The sequence below is a fragment of the Fibrobacter sp. UWB5 genome, from assembly GCF_002210295.1.
Lineage (GTDB): Bacteria > Fibrobacterota > Fibrobacteria > Fibrobacterales > Fibrobacteraceae > Fibrobacter.
Map to the genome: position 1 here is coordinate 237,600 of NZ_MWQH01000002.1, position 19,404 is coordinate 257,003.

Sequence of the window (19,404 nt, forward strand, 5' to 3'; positions counted from 1 at the left end):
ATGTCTGTTGCAGAAATTTTATTCGTGGTCGCGGGGCTGTTGCTTGGCCTTGCATTCCAGGGGGGGATGTTCCTGTTCCTGATCCCCTTTGCCGTCGTTGCGTTTGTGCTTGCCTGCATGAACCGCCCGCGCCTTGCCGGCCCGAATTCCCAGCAGCCTGCAACGGCTCCCATTCCGACGATTTTCAAGAATCGTTCGACGACGAACACGCCGGTGATTACCCCGACTTTGCAGAATGAATTCTCCAATGCGCCTAGGGGTATGGCAAATGAACCCGAAGCTGCTCTCAAGGTGAGCCAGGTCTGGGCACGTGCCAATGCCGACATTAACCGTTCCATGACGGACATGCTGCTTGCACTCAAGATCGTGGTTCCGCATGTGAATTCTGTCATCGTGTTTACGCAGATGGAAAACCAGAAGGAATGGGGTATCCGCAATTTCGCAAACGACAAGGAAATTTCGGTGAACCTTCGCACGCGCATTACCGAAACGTCTGGCCTTTTGGGCCAGCTGTTCCGCAGCAACGTGAACCGCCTTTTGGAAGGCGACCTTCCGGGTGCCAAGAGCGTCATGTACTATGTGGACAATCCGGCAATCAAGTCGGTGGTGGCCGTGCCAATGATCGACCATGCCTCTGGACTCCGCGTGGGAGCCTTGGTCATGGATTCCGTGTACCCGAATGCGTTTAACGACATGACGGCCAATGCGCTCAAGTTTATCGCAAGCGCCATTTCGATGCTTGACTACAAGGGATTCTATTCGGCCCAGAAGCATATTGCCTTGCAGCAGTATGGCGGACTTTACAGCTACCTGCGCAAGTTCTTCCAGAACATGTCGGTCAAGGATATCTACAAGCAGATTATCAATTACGTGAAGGCGAACATGGCTTACGACCGCCTCACGATTCTTGCCATGGATCCGGGCGACGACATGAATGGCAGCGTGGTATACTGCGACGGTGTAGATGCCGAGCAGTTTGCGAACAAGAAGTTTACGCTTTCGGACAAGGGCGTATTTGTGCTCTCCCTGATGCGCAACCGCCCCATGGAACGTTCGTTCTTGCCGGGCTTCAAGGATTACCTGCCGCGCTTGAACGATTCGGAACGCAAGAACCTGAACCTGCGCCAGATCTTGGTAATGCCTATTGCGGCGGAGCATGGCTCTGACACCGCTGAAATTGCAATTTGCCTTGAAAGTAGCAGCTCCATGCCGTATAACGATCATGAAAAGGAACTGCTCAAGGCCTTTGCCGGCGTTGCAGGCTTTGCCTACAATCGCGCCCGCAAGTTTGAACTGGGTTGCGACCAGGCCATGCGCGACGGCCATACGGGTCTCATCAACAAGAAGACCATGTTTGAAAAGTTGCGCTCCGAAAAGATTCGCGCAGACCGCAGCAAGTATAGCATTGGCCTCTTGATGATGGATATTGACCACTTCAAGCATGTGAACGATACCTATGGTCACCCGATTGGTGACGTGGTCATCAAGGGCATTGCCGACACCATCAGTAAAGAAATCCGCGGCGAAATCGACGTGGTGGCACGTTTTGGCGGCGAAGAATTCGTGGTAGCCTTGATCGATACCGATTCCGAAGGCATGGTCGAAACCGCAGAACGCATCCGCAAGTCGGTCGAAAAGCTCGTATTCGATGTGCACCAGGCTGACCCCTTGCGCGTAACGGTAAGTATCGGAGCCTTCTTGCTGACGCAGAACTTTAATGGCGATTTGGAAAAGGCCATCAATAATGCCGACCAGGCTTTGTATCGCGCTAAGGAAGGCGGTCGTAACCAAGTCGTGCAGTTCGAAAAACAAGAATCTGAACCCGTGAGTGTATAGCATGTTTACTGCGCTCGATTGGATTGTCTTAGTCGCATACTTGTTACTCTCAATCGCGATCGGCTTGTTTGTCTCGCGCGGTAATAAGAATTTGAAGGAATACATGCTGGGCGGCGGCTCCATTCCGTGGGTGGCCGTGGGCATTAGCCTTATTGCAACGTCTGTGAGTGCTACCACGTTCCTGGGCGCGCCTGCCGATGTCTATGGCGACAACATGACGTTCCTCATGTTCCAGATTGGTGCCTTCATTAGCATTGTGGTGGTGGGGCTTATCTTTATTCCCAAGTTCCGTACTTCTGGCATTAATAGCGCCTACGAACTTTTCGAAGTCCGCTTTTCCAGGCCCGTGCGCAGGCTTGCCGCCATATTCTATTGTCTGCACTTGCTGCTCCGTACGGGAATCCTCTTGTATGCGCCGTCGCTTGTGCTTGCGCAGATTCTGCATATCGACTTGAAACTTGCGATTATCGTGTCGGCGGCGGTGGCCATATTCTACACTTGGTTCGGCGGCATCAAGGCGGTCATTTGGACTGACGTGATGCAGTTCGTGGTGTTCTTTGGCGGTGGCGTGCTGGTACTGATTCTCATTTCGAATGCGGTCGGCGGCTTTGGCGAAATGGCGACCCTTGCCAGCGAAGCGGGCAAGACCAAGTGGTGGGACGCCTCGATGGATATCTCGAATGCGCGTACGCTTGTGTCGGCGGGCTTTGCCTATGCGATTCTTGAAATTGCCATTCGCGGTTGTGACCAGCAGTTTGTACAACGCTACCTGAGTTGTAAAGATGTGAAGGCGGCGAACCGTTCGAGCATTCTTTCAATGGTGCTTGGCTGTGCCGTTTCCGTCTTGTTCTACTGGGTGGGCGCCGCTCTCTATGTTTATTACCAGAAGGCTCATGTGGCTGCCCTTCCCGAGGGCTTGGGCCAGAATGACGTATTCCCTTATTTCATTGTCAATGGACTTCCGGTGGGTGTGACGGGCTTGATTGTGGCCGCCATTTGTGCGGCCGCCATGAGTAGCCTTTCGGGCGCTATCAATTCGCTGGGCAATACGTCGGAACGCGATTTCTTGAACTGGGACGAAAACGCCGGAATCGGTGGACTCAAGCGCGCCAAGATCTGGACTGTGGTCTGGGGCGTGCTGGGCGTTTTCTTTGCCTTGTTTGCGGCGACGCAGCAGGGGAGCTTGCTCAAGAACGCGCTCTTCTTTACAGGCCTTTTCACGGGCCCGCTTCTCGGTATGTTCGTGCTTGCCTTCTATGCCGAGAAAGTTTTCGGCACGGGTGCCGGTAAACTCCGTGGCTGGGCCGTTGTGGTTGCCGTGATTTGCGGTATGGGTAGTTTGATTCTTGTTCAAGGCATTCCTGCTTTTGGAGTGCCGGCTGTATTGGGTGGAATCTTTAGCTGGCCTTGGATGCCCTTTATCAGTATGACGACGACGATTGTGGTCGCCCTGCTTGTGAATGCGGTTGCAAACCTGTTGAAGGTTCGAAAATAAGTTTCAGGAAAACTAGGGGTAAGTTATGAACAAGGTAACATTGGGGCTCGTCCTGCTGGTCGCACTGCTTGGCTTCTTGCTGCTTTCGACCAATAAAGAAAACGCAATGCAGAATGCAATGCCGAAATCCTTGAAGGTGCCGTCTGTGGTCAGCGATGCGCAGATGTCGACGGTCAAGGTGTCTGCTTCGGAATCCCGCAAGTATCAGGCGAACGAATTCGTGACGTTTGCCATGCTTGAATTGCGCGGCCGCGACAAGGAACTTCTCTACAAGCAGCTTGAAACCCGTCGCCAGGCGATTTTTGAACAAATGAATAAACTCGATATCCAGAATTCCGATATCGAGCAGAACAGTGTCGACATGCGTAAGGAATGGTCCTACGACAAGGGCACTCGCAGCCTTACCGGCTATGTGGTGAGCCAGTCCTTTGCAATCCGTTGTTCTTCAAGGTCTGTAGCAGCCGCGGCTGTCGCTGTCCTCTCGGCGGAACTCGATGTCGAAATCGATCGCACCTCGGCTCGCCTCCAAAGCGAAGATTCCTTGCGCAAAGAAATCATACTCTCGGTGGGCAAGAAGGCTATGGACAAGGCAGAAAGCTACGCCGAAAGCGTTGGCGGCAAACTTGGCAAGGTAATCTCGGTCAGTGAAAACGGCGGTAGCGACCTTATGCACGGACGGCAAGTCCTGGGGGCAGCCAAGTTCAACGACTATAGCGAAGACGCCCTTCTTTCGTCTATCGCGGACTCCGTAAGCATCTCTGCATCGGTTCATTTGGTGGTAGAATTGCTCCAATAATACGGGCTAGTCACAAGGTCCTTGTTTGTCAAGACGTAGTTTATAAAAAACTTTTATTTTTGTGTTGATAAGTGTCCGAAAGGACAAAATTCGCTAACTGCTTATAAATAAAGGCGTTAGCTTTTGTTTTGCTTACTTTGTTGAAAATCGCTTTTAAAGCCCGTTTTCGGGAATGTTGATAAGTTTAGTTTTGTAATCTTAAATTTACACAAAAAGCGCTATTTTTTTGAAAAATGTCTTCCAATGACAGATACATTTGTTATATTGTTTTCCATATCTTGTGCTTCGGGCTTCTTTCGAGCCACAAGATATAGTAAGTACCAGAAATGAAAGAAAAAAGTATGCTCGAAACGAGTTTCGCCCATAAATACGCTATTAGGGGCTGATTCGCCGGGCAGCAAGGATTGGTAGATGATAGTTTCTGTAAGGAAGCGCGACGGCCGTGAGATGCCGTTCAACATTGAAAAGATTGTCGACGCCATTGTCAAGGCATTCCGCGCATCTGGCGAACTTGACGAACAGATCAAGGCCGCCCAAAGTCAGTTGAATTTGTTGGGAAACGATGACGTGCTCACGAGCACGGCCCTCAAGGTGTCCGCCGATGTGGTGGGCCGACTCGAATCCGAGGGCAAGAATGTTCCTGAAATCGAAGAAATCCAGGACGCTGTCGAAAAGGCTCTGACCGAAGGTGGCTATGCCGATACCGCCAAGAGCTACATCCTGTACCGTGCCGAACGTACCCGCGTGCGCGAAGTCAATACGCGCCTCATGCATACGCTCCGCGACATTACCTTCAGCTCTGCCAAGGAATCCGACCTCAAGCGTGAAAACGCCAACATCGATGGCGATACCGCCATGGGTACCATGCTCAAGTATGGTTCCGAATCCGCAAAGCATTTCTACACCATGATGATGCTCAAGCCTGAGCACAGCCGCGCCCACATGGAAGGCGATATCCATATCCACGATCTGGATTTCTATTCCCTTACCATGACCTGCTGCCAGATCGACCTCAAGAAACTTTTCAAGAACGGCTTCAATACCGGTCACGGTCATCTGCGTGAACCCAAGGATATCCGTAGCTACGCCGCTTTGGCCGCTATCGCTATCCAGTCTAACCAGAACGACCAGCATGGTGGTCAGTCCATTCCGAACTTTGACTACGCCATGGCCGACGGCGTGCGTATCACTTACCGCAAGGCTTACCTTTCCAACATGGTCAAGGCCCTCATTCTTCTCACGGGCAAGACCGAAGAAGAAATCCAGCCGATTGTGAAGAAGCTCCATACCGAAATGGCAGAAATGGGCATGGTAGCGACGCTCGTGCCGAACGAAAAGTTCCAAGAAGCGGAAGCTCGCGAACTGTCCAAGACCTATGGCGAAGAAACCGTCAAGAATGCCCAGAAGTTTGCCGAAAAGATGGCCTACGAAGAAACCGACAAGGCTACCTTCCAGGCTATGGAAGCTTTCGTTCATAACCTGAACTCCATGCACAGCCGTGCCGGTGCCCAGACTCCGTTCTCCAGCATCAACTACGGTATGTGTACCGAGCCCGAAGCCCGTATGGCGATGCGCAACTTGCTTCTCACCACCGAAGAAGGCTTGGGTGGTGGCGAAACGGCAATCTTCCCGATTCAGATTTTCCGCGTCAAGGACGGCGTCAGCCTCAAGCCGGGCGACCCGAACTATGACTTGTTCAAGCTCGCTTGCCGCGTGAGCGCCAAGCGCCTGTTCCCGAACTTCAGTTTCCAGGATGCCCCGTACAACTTGCAGTACTACAAGCCGGGCCACCCCGAAACCGAAATTGCCTACATGGGCTGCCGTACCCGCGTAATCGGTAACCATTACGACCCGAGCCGCGAAATCAGCTTTGGACGTGGCAACTTGAGCTTTACGTCTATCAACCTTCCGCGTATCGCCATCAAGATGAAGTCTGTCGACCTGTTCTTCAAGGAACTCGATCGCATGATGCAGTTGGTGAGCGACCAGCTCATGGAACGCTTTGCCGTGCAGAGCAAGCGCAAGGTCAAGAACTTCCCGTTCCTCATGGGACAGGGCGTCTGGATTGATTCCGAAAAGCTCGGCTGGGAAGACACCGTTGGCGAAGTCATCAAGCACGGTACGCTTTCCATTGGCTTTATCGGCCTTGCCGAAACCCTGGTGATGCTCACGGGCAAGCACCACGGCGAATCCGAAGCTTCTCAGGAACTCGGCCTCAAGATTATCGGCCACATGCGCGAATTCTGCGACAAGGAATCCGATCGTCTGGGCCTCAACTTCAGCTTGCTTGCAACACCTGCCGAAGGCCTTTCCGGTCGTTTCGTGCGCATGGACAAGAAGAAGTTCGGTATTATCCCGGGCGTTACCGACCGCGATTACTACACCAACTCCTTCCACGTTCCGGTGTACTACAAGATTTCGGCTTTCAAGAAGCTTTCTCTGGAAGCCCCGTACCACGCACTCACCAATGCCGGCCACATCAGCTATGTCGAACTCGATGGCGACCCGACGCAGAACCTGGATGCCTTCGAAAAGATCGTGCAGCACATGGCCAAGGTGGGTATCGGTTACGGCTCCATCAACCACCCGGTGGACCGCGACCCGGTTTGCGGATTCGTGGGTGTGATCGGTGACAGCTGCCCGCGTTGCGGACGTAGCGAAGGCCACGCCATTTCCGAAGAAAAACTGAAGGAACTGCGTAGACTTTATCCGGGTATGCCTGCATTCAAGGGTATCCGCTAATAAAAATTTCTAGTAAGGAGAATCAAATGTCTGAAAAAGAACTGAACAAGTACGGTGAAGGTGTCGGATTCGAACGTATCCGTCGTATCACGGGTTATCTCGTCGGTACAGTCGATCGCTTCAATAACGCCAAGCGTGCCGAAGTGAACGATCGCGTGAAGCACGGCGTATAATATGGACGAATACCCTCGCTTGCGGATTGCCGGAATCGAACCCGAATCCTTCGTGGACGGTCCCGGAATCCGCATGACAATCTTTACCCAAGGTTGTCATCACAATTGTCCAGGGTGTCAAAATCCGCAGACCCACGATTTCAACGGGGGTCATTTTATCGATATCGATGAAATCCTCGAAATGATCGAGGAGAATCCGCTGCTTGACGGAATTACGTTCAGTGGTGGAGACCCGATGGACCAGGCGGCGGCCTTGATTCCGTTAGCGCGAGAAATCAAGGAACGTGGGCTCAACTTGGTGATTTTCACCGGTTATACCTACGAACGCCTCATGGATCTTGCGCACGAACGCCCGGACATGTTCGAACTGCTGACTTTTGCCGACATTTTGATCGACGGCCCCTTCATTATGGCGAAAAAATCGCTTGAAATCAAGTTCAGGGGTTCTACGAACCAGCGCATTATCGATGTGCAGCAAAGCTTGGTCGAAGGTCACGTGGTTCTTCACCAGATTCAACTGGACGAAATGAAGGTCCGGCCGGACTTGGTGTTGGCTTAGTTTAAATCTCTCTATTTGAATGTGGAAAACTGCTCCGAAAGGGGCAGTTTTTTTTTCTGTAAAGCATTGTTGACATTATATATCTTGTTTGTTATATTTTGTTTGCATTAATTATATAGAGGAGGACAAATGCAGCTTAAATATGCATTTTCTTTTGCTGCCGTTGCAGCATTCCTTGCGGCTTGCGATAGCACTGTCACGAACATCAACGACGATGCCAAGGCCGAAGGCACTATCACTATCAAGGTTGTAGACAATCATTCTGGCGCAGCTCTTTCTGGCGTGACCGTTTATTCCGTAGTTGACGACAAGGCCGTTATTGCGGATTCCCTGGGCCTTTCCGTGTGGAAGAACCAGGCTCTGGGCGATCATAGCTACCAGATCTCCAAGGATGGCTATGCTACGGTCCATGCTCTCGTGAATCTCGCAGAACAGGGCCAGGGCGACATTCCGCGCGTGGGCGATGTCATCCAGACTGTCCCGATGTACAAGGCCGGCGTGCAGGCTAAGGGCATCGTGCTGTTCACCGACGACAAGGGCAAGACGAACGGCGCTTCTGGCGTGACGGTCTATGCCAACCTGCCGAAGGAATTTGTTCCTTGCGAACTGACCACCAAGACTAGCGAAAGCGGTGAATACTCGTTCGACAAGCTTCCGGAAGGCGTCGAAGTGATGATTTCCGTGGGCCAGGAACAGATCAAGTCCAAGACCTACGTGGGTAACGATGTCAAGCTCGTGGGCGGCACTTCAATGCGCGCTGGCGACATCATCAACGTTTCTTCGATCAGCCTCGTAAAGAGCTCCGCTCAGATAGTGAAGATCGATGATAATACGTCGGAAATCGATACGAAGTCCGACATCACGTTTACCTTCGCTACAGAATTGGAAGCCGATTCCGTGACCACTTCCCATTGGAGCGTTTCTAAGGGTAGCAGCAATGTCTTGATCTCTACTTCCTTGAGCAAGGACAAGCGCACTGTCTCGATTTCCCCGTATACAGGCAAGTGGACTGAAGACGCTTCTTACTCGGTGCGTGGAACGGTTTACTCTGTCGACGGTGCTTCTTCGACGGTGAGCTCGACCTTCGTGGTCGGCGGCGGTTCTTCTAGCGCTGGCAAGCCCGACAATGTCTCGGGCCTCATGATTGCCCAGGATCCGGACTACACTTACTATGCACGTCTTTCTTGGGATGAATCCGACGACGCCACTCGTTACAATATCTACCAAAAGACGAATGTCGACAATGATTTCGCTTATCTGACTTACACGAGCTCGACCTACTACCGAGTCGACCTTGATAACTACGGCTCCAAGGTCACGACGCTCTACTTCATTGTCCTCCCGGTCAACTCCGATGGCGTTGAAGCCGATATCGAAGGTGCCAAGACGGTGAAGTATACTATCGAGTCTGACGATGAACTTGAAGAAGACGATGACGATCTGTAATCCAGGAACTGTTTAGATACAAGAAAACCACCGGTAAATCCGGTGGTTTTCTTTTTTTGTATTGTAAACAACGAAAAGAGTGAACTCCAAAAGGATAAGCTAGTCGTCAATTTCGAAAGAAGAAGAACTTTCTCCTTCATCTTCTTCGCTGGAACTAGAGAGTTCTTCGGTTTCGGAGGAGGAACTTTCTTCTTCCTCTTCGCTGGAACTGGAGAGTTCTTCGGCTTCGGAAGAAGAGCTTTCTTCTTCTTCGCTGGAGCTGGAGAGCTCTTCGTCTTCGGAAGAGGAACTTTCAATTTCTTCTTCGCTGGAGCTGGAGAGTTCTTCGTCTTCGGAAGAGGAACTTTCGATTTCTTCTTCGCTGGAACTGGAGAGTTCTTCGTCTTCGGAGGAAGAGCTTTCGATTTCTTCTTCGCTGGAACTGGAGAGTTCTTCGTCTTCGGAAGAAGAGCTTTCAATTTCTTCTTCGCTGGAGCTGGATTCTGCAATCGAAGAGGAGCTCTTGGGCGTCTCGATGGCATCGTCTTCATTGAAGACAGGCTTTTTCGAACTGGAGCTTACGTCTTTGGAAGAGGTGCTGCTGGAGGATTTCGTGAGTTCCTTTTCCCAACCGAGGGAAATCCATTCGCCATCCACGCAACGGTAGAAGCTGCCGTCGGCAAGCACTTGCACGACATCGCCCTTTGTAGAAGAGTTGCATTTTCCTAATTCGGCAATGGTCTTTACGACGCCATCGGGCATCGGTGCGGAAGAGGTAGCGGATCCGGAATCGGAATCACCGCAACCTCCCAAAATGGCCATGGAAATCATGGATGCGCCTAAGAACGCTTTTTTCATCCTGTTCTCTCCTTTATAAGTTCCCAAATATTAATTTGTAACGAACAATATACAAATTTTAGGACGATTTTTAAAGATTTCATTGTCTTTTTAAACAAAAATGCTTCATTATACGTTTTCGGGGGTGTATTATACGGTTTGTATAATTTATGTGGTTTTTGTTGATTGATTGTTGCGAAAATTGCTTATTTTGTAAAGAATTCTGTATTTTTGTATAATAAAATTGTTGACTGTAGCTCGAAAAAAAGATATATTCCTTAGTATGAAATCGGTACTTGAATACAAGGACTATCACCTCTTTATGCAGGATTACTATGACGAACGCAAACGTCTCGGTGCGTTCTCGTGGCGTGAATTCTGCAAGAGTGCTGGCTTTACTTCGCCGAATTTTTTGAAGCTTGTGTGCATGGGCCAGAGCAAACTCAGCAAGGTCAAAATAGACGATGTGGCGAAGGCCATGGGGCTTAGCGGCTACGAGGCGGATTACTTCCGCGAAATGGTCTTGTTCTGCAATGCAGACAAAGACGAGGCCAAGAAGGCGGCTCTCCTCGAAATGCAGAGGATTGCGTTGGAGCACAAGGTGCGCGTGGTCGATGGCGATGCTTTCCAGTATTATGAGTCCTGGAAGTATCCGGTTTTAAGGGAACTGATTCCGATGATGCCGGGGGCGACTCCCCGCGACATAGCCGATGCGTGCAAAGAACATGTGTCTGCCGAAGAAGTGCGCGATGTACTGAATTTCTTGGTGAAGGCCGGGTTCCTGAAAAAGGACGGTGAAAAGGTTTATTCGCAGACGGAACAGACTGTAATCGGTTCGCAAGAGGCTTTGCCTATCGCCATTCGGGCCATGCACAAAGAGATGGCGAATATGGCCGCCCGCGCCGTGGATTGCTATGCGCCGAACGAACGTTATTTTACGGGCGTCACGCTCAGCGTGAATCAAGAGGCTAGAGAAAGAATTGCAAAAGAACTTGATGCCTGCTGCAGAAAGGTGCTTTCGATTGCGAACGAATACAACGACCAAGATCAGGTCTGCCGAATCAACTTTCAGTTTTTCCCGGTAACGGACAATATTAAAGAGGTGCGCCATGCTTAAGAAGTTTGCACTTGCAGTCAGTTCCATATCCTCCATTTTCATGGTGGCCTGCTCCAGCGATAACGTGGCCGGCGGGACGATTGACCCCAATTCCATTGCCGAGGTTAGCAGCTCTTCCGAAAGCGTTCCGGATGTGAATCCAATCGTAACAAGTTCGTCCGCAGGTGAAAAGAATGTGGGCGGGTCCAGTTCGTCCGAAGCCATTGAGGATTCCGTTGCCAAATCCAGTTCGTCTCAAAAATCTGTCTTGTCAAGTTCTAGTTCCTCACAGGTGGGGCCGAAGAACATGAGCAGCAGTTCGATTGAAGATAAAGACCTTGTGCCGGATCCGATACCTGTGTCTTCTTCGTCGGAAGAAGTTGATGGCCGTAGCTCTTCGTCGGAATACCATAATCTTCGTGTCCATACAGAGGATTTCAGTTTGCAGTGCAAGGATTATTCACTCTATAATAAAAACGATATTCCCGTTGTCGACCCCGAAATCGAACCTCCTTCGGCTCGCTTCTACATGGATGGAAATTCAGAAGTGATTCAGTTTGAAAATGTCCAATTCGATGTTCCTTGCGACGAAGAACAACGGACATCATTCTTGAATGATGTCAACGAATCTGGCGCAATAGTAGGTCTTGATGGGAGTACGCTGTATGCAGCCTTTAGTCGGAGCAAGGGCTTGGATTATGGCTGTTTCTGCGTGGCAGATGCCGGATTCAAAATGGACCAGTTCTACCCTGGCATAGATTCTGCAGTCTTCGATAATCAAAGGGCGATTCCGTTAGGAAATTAATTAAAGGAGGAAATCATGAAAAAGAATTCGATTTTTGCAACAGTCGTCTCTGTTGCTGCTGCGATGACACTTTCGTTTGGCTTACTTGCTTGCGGCGATGATTCGTCTTCGGGCACGGCGCCTGAAGCGCCCGTGACAGGGAACAATAGTTCCGCGGTGGAGGAGTCTTCCTCTAGTGAACTTCCACCCGATACAACCTGTTGCAAGGTGACGAGTTCTTCTTCTAGCGAAGAACTGAGCTCGTCTTCGGTGTCGTCTTCTTCGCAAGAAGAAACCGTACAGCAGATTAACGATATCTTTGGAACGTGCCTCGATAAAAAGGTGGACCCTATGATGGATGCGACCTTGCCTCCTGTAGCCTATTTGGGTTATGAAGACGGAGACGATTCGGCGACGGTCGTTGTCGAGAATGTTTCGATGAATTGTAGGTCTATCAGCGGAACGGTAAGTATCATTAGGCAACCGATTGTCGGAAATATTTACCTTTCGGCATCCGGTGATACCCTTTATATGCAACAAGTGGCGCTTGATACCGTCAATGCCGAACCGGATTGCATTTGTGATTCCCGACTGATTTTTAAGGTGAAGGCTGATCCTGCATTCATCAATGCCACGATATTAGTTGCTGTTAAAGGCGGTGATTATGGCTACAGAATGGAAATTGTTAAGGCGTTCCCGCCTGATGAACAGGAACCGCGGGATTCTATTCCTGTCGCGCAGGATAGCATTCCCGAATCGACCTCGACAGATTTGGAGTTGAATGGCTATGCACGCGGCAAGTGCATGAATAATGACCTTGCCGTGAAGCCTGTTACAAAAAGTGCAGCCTCTGAGCTCCCCGAAGCAAGGCAGATTACTTACATGAACGGCGAAACTGTCTTGACTTTGGAAAACGTGACGGACTATTGCGGAATTGACGCGAAGGTTTCTCAGAAGATGGTCGGCGATACCTTGATGCTTGACTATTACGATGCAACCAGTGTAACCAAGTGCATTTGCAACTTTGATAAAATCGAATTCCTGATTGAACCGGAAAATGCAACTGCCCGATACGTCAAGTTCAAGGATGTTCTGTACTGGGTCAATGTGATTATGTACGAAGTTGACCCTAATTGGAAAGGGTAATTACTCCTTGCTACTCACGAAAAAACAGGTGCTCCCTTTGGAGCGCCTGTTTTACTTATATCCGAAAAAACGGTTTGATCTTGTCCGTGAGTAACAAAGCCCTCGGGTGTTAACCGAGGGCGGTTGCGAGAGCGAGGCAATATCACATTTTTAATCAGCGATAGAGCCGAGCGGTCTTATAGAAGTGCGAAGATCATACCCGGGCGGAAGTACTTACCAGCGGTGTACTTGAGTGCCGTGCTGTGGAGCAGCATGAACAGTGCGCTTGCTTCAACCTTATTGGCCTTCGCGATGCTGCCGAATGCCTTGGTGAAGGCGGGCAAGTTGCGCGGGAGCTTCGGACTGATGCGGCTGTCGGCAAGGAGGGCGCCCTTCTTCAGGAGTTCCTTGTGCATCTTGTCGGCGGCGGTGGCGCTGAGGCCGAAGGCCTTCACAAGTGCTTCCGGGTGCAGGCGGCAGGAGCCGTTGAATCCTTCCGGTGCGGCGAACGGAATGCGGGCTTCTTCGTAGAGGTTGCGGATCATGGAATCGCCCATGTCGGCAGCCTGCTTCTCGAGGCCGTGGTGCATCATGGCGCACATGATGCTGTACTGAATACCAATCCACACGTCGTGAGCCTGGAAGTTGAATTCGTCGAGCGGAGAGCCGTCCTTACGAACAAGGTTTGCGGCACCGATGAGCGGGCTGTTTGCCTTGTAGTTCGTGTTGAAGACACGGAGCAGGTTGGCCTTGGCCTTCTTCTCGTCGCTGATGGGCTTGAGACCCAGCAGGCGGAGGTACGTGTCGGCGAGCATCGTGTCGGCAAATACGTCGTCGCAGTCGTTGGCAATCTTTGCGTTCCAGCTGGCGGTAAAGGCGTCCTTGCACTGGGCGGTGAGCCATGCCTTCTTGAGGCCGCGGAGTTCGTTCTTGGAAAGTTCCACGTCGCTCGGGATAACGCCTGCGTTCAGCCATTCGTTGATGGTCTTGAGGGCGGCCTTCACGTTGTTGCCGTCGATGGCAAGCGTTTCCTTGATGGCGTCGGCGAGTTGCGGGAGCTTGTCTGCAACCACATCCTTCGCTTCCATCGGGGTCACGAAGAAGTGGTAGTAGCCTTCGGCTTCGTCCCACAGAGCTTCGTCGAATTCCTTGTTGGCGGCATCGGCCTTGGCGTTCCAGGTGTCGGCCTGTGCCTTATCTCCGAGGATTTCGGCAATCTTGGCGGCGGCGCGGAGGCCTGCAATCCAGAGGCTGCCGCAGTACACGGAAATGCCGTGGCTGGAGAGGTTGTCGAACGTGTCGTCGGTACCGTGGGTGAGCGGGAAGTTTTCGCCCTCGTTCACCATCTTTTCAAGGTACTGCATGGCGGCGTAGACGGCTTCCTTGCAATCCTGCAAGTTCTGCTTGTCTTGCGTCTTCACGTAGTGGCGCAGCACCATCAGCACGTACTTCGGAGCGAGATCCTTCCATTCCTTCACGTTGTGCCAGTCGTAGGCATCGGGTTCGGCGTCGAAGGGGCTTCCGAGGTCGTGAATCACGGCGCCGCGAACAGCGCGCGGGCCTTCTAGTTTCGGGTCCGGGAGGTCAGCGAACGGGTGGTTCACGTATTCGTGGTGACGGCGACGGTTGTCGTTCACGGCGAGAATAGCATCACCGAAGCGCTTCATCACCACGCCGTCGAGGCGCGGCATCAAAGCCATCAGGCTGAAGCTGCCGTAGAAGTAAACGTCGAGGGAGTTGAAGAACGGATAGTCGGCGCATTCACGGACGAGGAAGCGGTCGTCCTTGTCCCACACGGTGGCTTCGGCGAGGAAGCTGAGCGTGTTGATGGCGAGGCTCTTGAATTCGTCCTGCTTGGCGGCCGTCTTGTAGAGTTTGGCCACGGCCTTCTTCGGCACGAGAGCTTCGAATGCCTTGAGGCGTGCGTCCATGTTCTTGTCGGCGGCGAGGGCTTCGACCAGGATGGCGCCCACGCGGCCATAGGCTTCGGGGAAGAACGTGGTGTACTTCTTGGCGGAAGTAAGCTTGTTCAGCTTGATTTCGGGGAAGTCGAGCACCAGGTTGAACTGGAAGCTGACTTTCTGCTTCGGCTTCAAGACGGCGGTAACGGCGACAGCACCGGCCATCGTTTCGCGGCCGCTGTAAACGTTCTTGACCCAGGCTTCGCAAACGCGACCGCTACGGAGAGCGCCCTTCAGCACGCTGGCAGCGTCATCCTGGTAGAACATCGGCTTCACGGAAACGTTCAGGTTATCCTTCTTGTTCCAAGCGACAGACACGCCCATGCAACCGTTGAAATCGCTTTCGGCGAGCGGCTTTTCGTTGTAGAATTCGAGACCGCGGACTTCGCGGCCGTCCTTGGCCTGCTTGCTGAACTTCACGCCCTTCGGGAAACGTGCAGACGGAACGAGCACAAAGCTAGAGTCCTGAACGCCCTGACGGTCCTTCTTGGCCATGTAACCGGCGATGCAGTCCTGCACCTGCACGATGGTGATTTCGCGGGTTTCCTTGGTGGTATTTTCGAGAGTGAACACGGTTGCGTTCACCGGGAGGCTAGAAAGACGTTCGTCACCCGGAGTCACGTAGCTGGACTGGGTCTTGGTAATCTGCACGCCCTTGCCTTCGTACTTGGTTTCGCTCACCGGATAGAGGGCGGCGTACTGCATCTTGGCGGCATCGTAACCGGCCTGGCCCAAGAATTCGCTGTCGTTTGCCCAAGCGGCGGTGAGGGCACCCTGACGCACAACCTTTTCGCCCACGACGCCGTTGAAGAAGTCAATGACGGCGCTGCGGTTGAGTTCGGCACCGGCCTTGTTCAAGAGAGCTGCGGTGCGGTCGCTCCATTCAATGTGCCAGCGTTCAAAGTCGGCAGAGTTGTTCTTGAAGAAATCCTTTTCGGCGATGGCCTTGTTGAGCTTGGCCTCGGCCTTCTTCTGGTTGGCGAGATCAGCGGCGCTGAAGAGTGCTTCGCCCTTGGCGTCCACCAGCGGGTACTTGGCGAGCATTTGCGTAAAGCCTGCGAAGTCGCCGATTTCGAGAGTGGCCTTTGCATCAACCACGGATTCGCGGAAGAAGAAGTTGTTGAAGCGGAGGTCAGAGGGCTTTTCGGTGCGAACCTGCACGCCCGGCATCACGTTCATCACGGGAGTGGTGCCCGCAGGCGTTGCGGTGAATGTCGAGCCGATACCGCCGACAGCAATACCCGTGGTAGAAGGGGTCGTAGAAAGCGGGGTGTACCAGGGCTGGATAAATTCCACGGCGAGGCCCGGGGTCATCAGCTTCTGGACGGAACCGGCCTGTTTGGCGCCGGCGAGGTAATCTTTAATGCTCATAGTCAATTCCATGAATTGGGGTTAAATTTTTACGAGTATAAAATTAAAAATTCTAGAGGCTAGCGAATAGCGCAAACCCACAAAAAGTGTTTACAAAATGGAGCCTCGCAAAAAAGCCCCTGGCGGTTAAGCCTTGGGCGGTAATGAACGTGATAGAGCCGAGCGGTCTTACCGTGAGCAACAAACGCCTCGTATTAACGAGGCGTGGTTGCGAGAGCGAGGCGAAGTCACATTTTAATGAACGTGATAGAGCCGAGCGGTCTTAAAAAGTAAAGCCTGCAAAAATATTATCACTTAAGAATGGTAACGCACCCAACACAATCACGGCAACCGTCAAGAGCCCAATCACACCGCGCTGGCGCTTGGTCATGCGGAGCGGATTCAGGTGTTCGTCGGTCTCGTCAATCCAGGCGCTCTTGATCAGCTGCAAGTAATAATACAGCGCGAGCACGTTGTTGAGGACTGCGAATGCCACGATGCCGTAATGTCCGGTAGATGCCCCGCTGAAGAACAGGTGGAACTTACCGAAGAAACCTGCAAGCGGCGGAATGCCAGCCAAGCTGAACATGGCAACGGCCAGTGCGATTGCAAGCATCGGCTTCTGCTTGGAAAGCCCGCGCAGAGAATTGAACGTTTCTTCGCGGTGGTGCCCGATGATGCCGAAGATAAAGAAGGCGAGGTAGTTCGAAACCGCATACACGAACAGGTAGTAAATGATAGCGGTCTTTGCGGTGGCTGCCGGACCGAGCAGGGCGACCATGATGTAGCCGGCCTGGGCAATCGAGCTGTAAGCCATGAAGCGACGAAGCCTGCTCTGCTTGAGGGCGCCGAGGTTACCGACAAAGAGCGTTGTTCCGGCAAGCAATGCGATGAACGGGGCAATCTGTTCCTGAATCGGAGCGAGCGGGCCGTAAACGAGCATCACGAGGAACGCAATCGCGGTTGCCTTCGAGGTCACCGAGAGAATGGCGGTTACCGGAGTCGGGGCGCCTTCGTAGACATCGGGTGCCCAAGTGTAGAACGGGAACAAAGTCAGCTTGAAGCCGATGCCTGCGAACAGGAACAGCACCGCAATCCACAGCAGGGGAGAGGTGCCTGCGGCGATGGCTTGCTGGATCGCTTCGAAATGGATGGAACCGGCAAAGCCGTAAAGGTAGCTGAACCCGAACAGTTCGAAGGCGGTCGCGACAGAGCCCATCAAAATGTACTTGGTCGCGGCTTCGGAGCCGTATTGGTCGCGCTTGTTCCAGGCAGCAAGAGCGTACATCGGGATGGTTGCGATTTCGAGGCCCAAGAAGAACGTGAGCATATCGCAGGCCGAAACCACCGTAAATCCGCCGAAGGTGGCGAATGCGACTGTACCGATGAATTCTGCAATCTGGTGCATGGCGGGCTTACCGTCGCCACTGTGGTCAAAGTAGTCTTTAGCAAGCCAAATGCCGAGAATGGCAGACACCATCAAGACTTCGCGCATTAAAACGCCAAAGGTATCGATGTGCCAGTTGGTGATGAAGAATCTGCCGGCTCCGCCTGTAAGCGGAATCAGGTTCAGCAGGATGAAAATCAGAATGAATCCGATGTTTCCGATTCTCCAAGGAACCTTGGAACGGTCAGAACAGAACAGCCTGCTTCCGATCACGATAAACGGGAAGAGCAGAAGCAGCAAATCGGGAATGACAAAATTGGGAATGCTGAACATTATAAACCTATCTTGGTAAAGATGGGGGCGATGCTTTGGTCAAGCATGTCTGCAATCCATCCGGGGAAAACGCCAATCAAAAGTAAACATGCCACAAGAACAACCACTACGAGTTTTTCGCGGAAACAAGCGTCGGTAAGCGTTTCGTACTTGGCGGGCATGTTGCCGTGCAACATGCGGTTTGCCGTCTGCAGGATGTAAACGGCGGTCGTCGTAATTGAAAGGATTGCAAGCACGGTCACCACGCGCGTCAGCGTAGAGTCTTGCTGGAAGGCTCCGATAAAGATGTTGCTTTCGGCAATGAATCCGCTGAAGCCCGGCAGGCCAAGGCCCGCAAAGCCAGCAATCACAAAGCCCACGCCGAGGAACGGGAGCTTGCGCATAATGCCGCCCATTTCGGTAATGTCGCGGGTATGCGTGCGTTCGTAAATCATACCAATCGTTGCGAAGAAGAGTCCCGTCAAGAATCCGTGAGAAATCATCTGGAGAGATGCACCGCGAAGACCCACAGGAGTCATGGCAGCGAGACCCAAGAAGATGAGGCCCAAGTGGCTAATGGAACTGTAGGCCGTAATGTACTTGAGATCTTTGTGGCGGAGCGCAATGAAGGGGCCAAGTACCACGTTAAAGATTAAGAGTGCCACTACGTACGGGAGCCAAATCTTGGCGGCTTCCGGCATCAGGAACATGGCAACGCGCAAGCAGCCGTAGGCACCCATCTTCATCATCACGCCGGCGGCAAGCATCGAAACCGCAGTCGGTGCGGCCGAGTGACCGTCCGGGCTCCAGAAATGGAACGGGAACAAGGAACTGGAAACTGCGAAACCCATGAACATGAGCGGGAAAGCCCACATCTGGTAATCCATCGGGAGCGTGACCTTGGAAAGTTCCACAAGGCTGAAGCTGTTGATTCCGCTTTCGAAATAAAGTCCGAACAGCGTTGCCAGAATCATGGAAGATCCGAAGGCAAGCGTCAACGTCAGTTTTTTACCGCCGTAGTCCTTGCGGCCGGAACCGTAGCCTGCAATCATCAGGTACATGCAGAGCGCTTCCATTTCGTAGAACACGAAGAACAGCACCAAGTCCATGCTCATGAACACGCCGTAGACGCTTGTAGCGAGCAGCTGGATGAGTGCGAAGAATACCTTTTGGTTGCCCTTGATATGCCAGCTCACCAGAATGCCTGCCCAGACAATGACAGCGGTGAGGAACAGCAAGAACATGTTCAGACCGTCGGCGCCGACGGCATAATGGGCGTTAAAGGCGTGCAACCACGGAATGTCCATGTAGTAATGGAGCAAAAGCGGCGCAGATTCCTTGGCGGCAGAGTCGATGCCAAGCGTGTAGAGCCTGTAGGTAAGGTAGCCGACAAGCAGCAACACGAAAGTTCCCGAGACGGCGTGAATCGTCTTGAGTAGGGATTCCTTTTGCGAAGAAATCGGTGCGCAGACTAAGACCGTGAAAAGCGGGATAATCCAGATGAGGTTAAAAAGCAAAGTATCCAT

At 52.2% G+C, this 19,404-nt stretch carries 14 protein-coding genes; 10 read left to right on the top strand and 4 right to left on the bottom strand.

Features of this window, described 5'->3' with window-relative positions:
* From B7989_RS05420 to B7989_RS05445, 7 genes are all read left to right on the top strand, one after another.
* The gene (locus B7989_RS05420) at positions 1-1,836 is read left to right on the top strand and encodes a sensor domain-containing diguanylate cyclase (protein ID WP_088627545.1); all 1,836 of its coding nucleotides are present in this window, start codon (positions 1-3) and stop codon (positions 1,834-1,836) included.
* A gap of 1 nt (position 1,837) precedes the next feature.
* On the top strand, positions 1,838-3,331 hold the full coding sequence (locus tag B7989_RS05425; protein ID WP_088627546.1) for a sodium:solute symporter: 1,494 nt from the start codon (positions 1,838-1,840) through the stop codon (positions 3,329-3,331).
* A 25-nt stretch (positions 3,332-3,356) separates the two neighbouring features.
* A complete protein-coding gene (locus tag B7989_RS05430) occupies positions 3,357-4,127 on the top strand; it encodes an SIMPL domain-containing protein (protein ID WP_088627547.1) in 771 nt (256 codons plus the stop codon).
* Positions 4,128-4,538: 411 nt separating this feature from the next.
* The gene (locus tag B7989_RS05435) at positions 4,539-6,869 is read left to right on the top strand and encodes an anaerobic ribonucleoside triphosphate reductase (RefSeq protein WP_088627548.1); all 2,331 of its coding nucleotides are present in this window, start codon (positions 4,539-4,541) and stop codon (positions 6,867-6,869) included.
* Positions 6,870-6,895: 26 nt separating this feature from the next.
* Positions 6,896-7,042: an anaerobic ribonucleoside-triphosphate reductase gene (gene nrdD, locus B7989_RS14235; protein ID WP_144264974.1), complete on the top strand. Its 147-nt coding sequence runs from the start codon at positions 6,896-6,898 to the stop codon at positions 7,040-7,042.
* 1 nt (position 7,043) lies between these two features.
* Complete coding sequence (gene nrdG, locus B7989_RS05440; protein WP_088627549.1) at positions 7,044-7,601, top strand: anaerobic ribonucleoside-triphosphate reductase activating protein; 558 nt, start codon at positions 7,044-7,046, stop codon at positions 7,599-7,601.
* A gap of 129 nt (positions 7,602-7,730) precedes the next feature.
* On the top strand, positions 7,731-9,047 hold the full coding sequence (locus tag B7989_RS05445; RefSeq protein WP_088627550.1) for a hypothetical protein: 1,317 nt from the start codon (positions 7,731-7,733) through the stop codon (positions 9,045-9,047).
* 99 nt (positions 9,048-9,146) lie between these two features.
* Here B7989_RS05445 and B7989_RS05450 read toward each other — a convergent pair whose 3' ends face one another.
* Positions 9,147-9,884, bottom strand: a complete 738-nt coding sequence (locus tag B7989_RS05450; protein WP_088627551.1) for a hypothetical protein — start codon at positions 9,882-9,884, stop codon at positions 9,147-9,149.
* A 262-nt stretch (positions 9,885-10,146) separates the two neighbouring features.
* Here B7989_RS05450 and B7989_RS05455 point away from each other — a divergent pair, with 262 nt between their 5' ends.
* The 3 genes from B7989_RS05455 to B7989_RS05465 are packed head-to-tail and all read left to right on the top strand — an operon-like array spanning position 10,147 to position 12,889.
* On the top strand, positions 10,147-10,980 hold the full coding sequence (locus tag B7989_RS05455; protein ID WP_088627552.1) for a TIGR02147 family protein: 834 nt from the start codon (positions 10,147-10,149) through the stop codon (positions 10,978-10,980).
* Entirely contained in the window at positions 10,973-11,764 is a 792-nt protein-coding gene (locus tag B7989_RS05460; RefSeq protein ID WP_088627553.1) for a hypothetical protein, read from the top strand. Before B7989_RS05455 ends, B7989_RS05460 begins: the two co-directional genes overlap by 8 nt.
* A gap of 15 nt (positions 11,765-11,779) precedes the next feature.
* Positions 11,780-12,889, top strand: coding sequence for a hypothetical protein (locus tag B7989_RS05465; protein ID WP_088627554.1), 1,110 nt, complete (start codon positions 11,780-11,782; stop codon positions 12,887-12,889).
* Positions 12,890-13,065: 176 nt separating this feature from the next.
* Here B7989_RS05465 and B7989_RS05470 read toward each other — a convergent pair whose 3' ends face one another.
* From B7989_RS05470 to B7989_RS05480, 3 genes are all read right to left on the bottom strand, one after another.
* Complete coding sequence (locus B7989_RS05470) at positions 13,066-16,200, bottom strand: GH116 family glycosyl hydrolase (RefSeq protein ID WP_088627555.1); 3,135 nt, start codon at positions 16,198-16,200, stop codon at positions 13,066-13,068.
* Between the two features lie 262 nt (positions 16,201-16,462).
* Positions 16,463-17,899 (bottom strand): NADH-quinone oxidoreductase subunit N, encoded by a 1,437-nt coding sequence (locus tag B7989_RS05475; RefSeq protein WP_088627556.1) that lies wholly within the window; start codon positions 17,897-17,899, stop codon positions 16,463-16,465.
* Positions 17,899-19,404 (bottom strand): NuoM family protein, encoded by a 1,506-nt coding sequence (locus B7989_RS05480; protein WP_088627557.1) that lies wholly within the window; start codon positions 19,402-19,404, stop codon positions 17,899-17,901. Before B7989_RS05480 ends, B7989_RS05475 begins: the two co-directional genes overlap by 1 nt.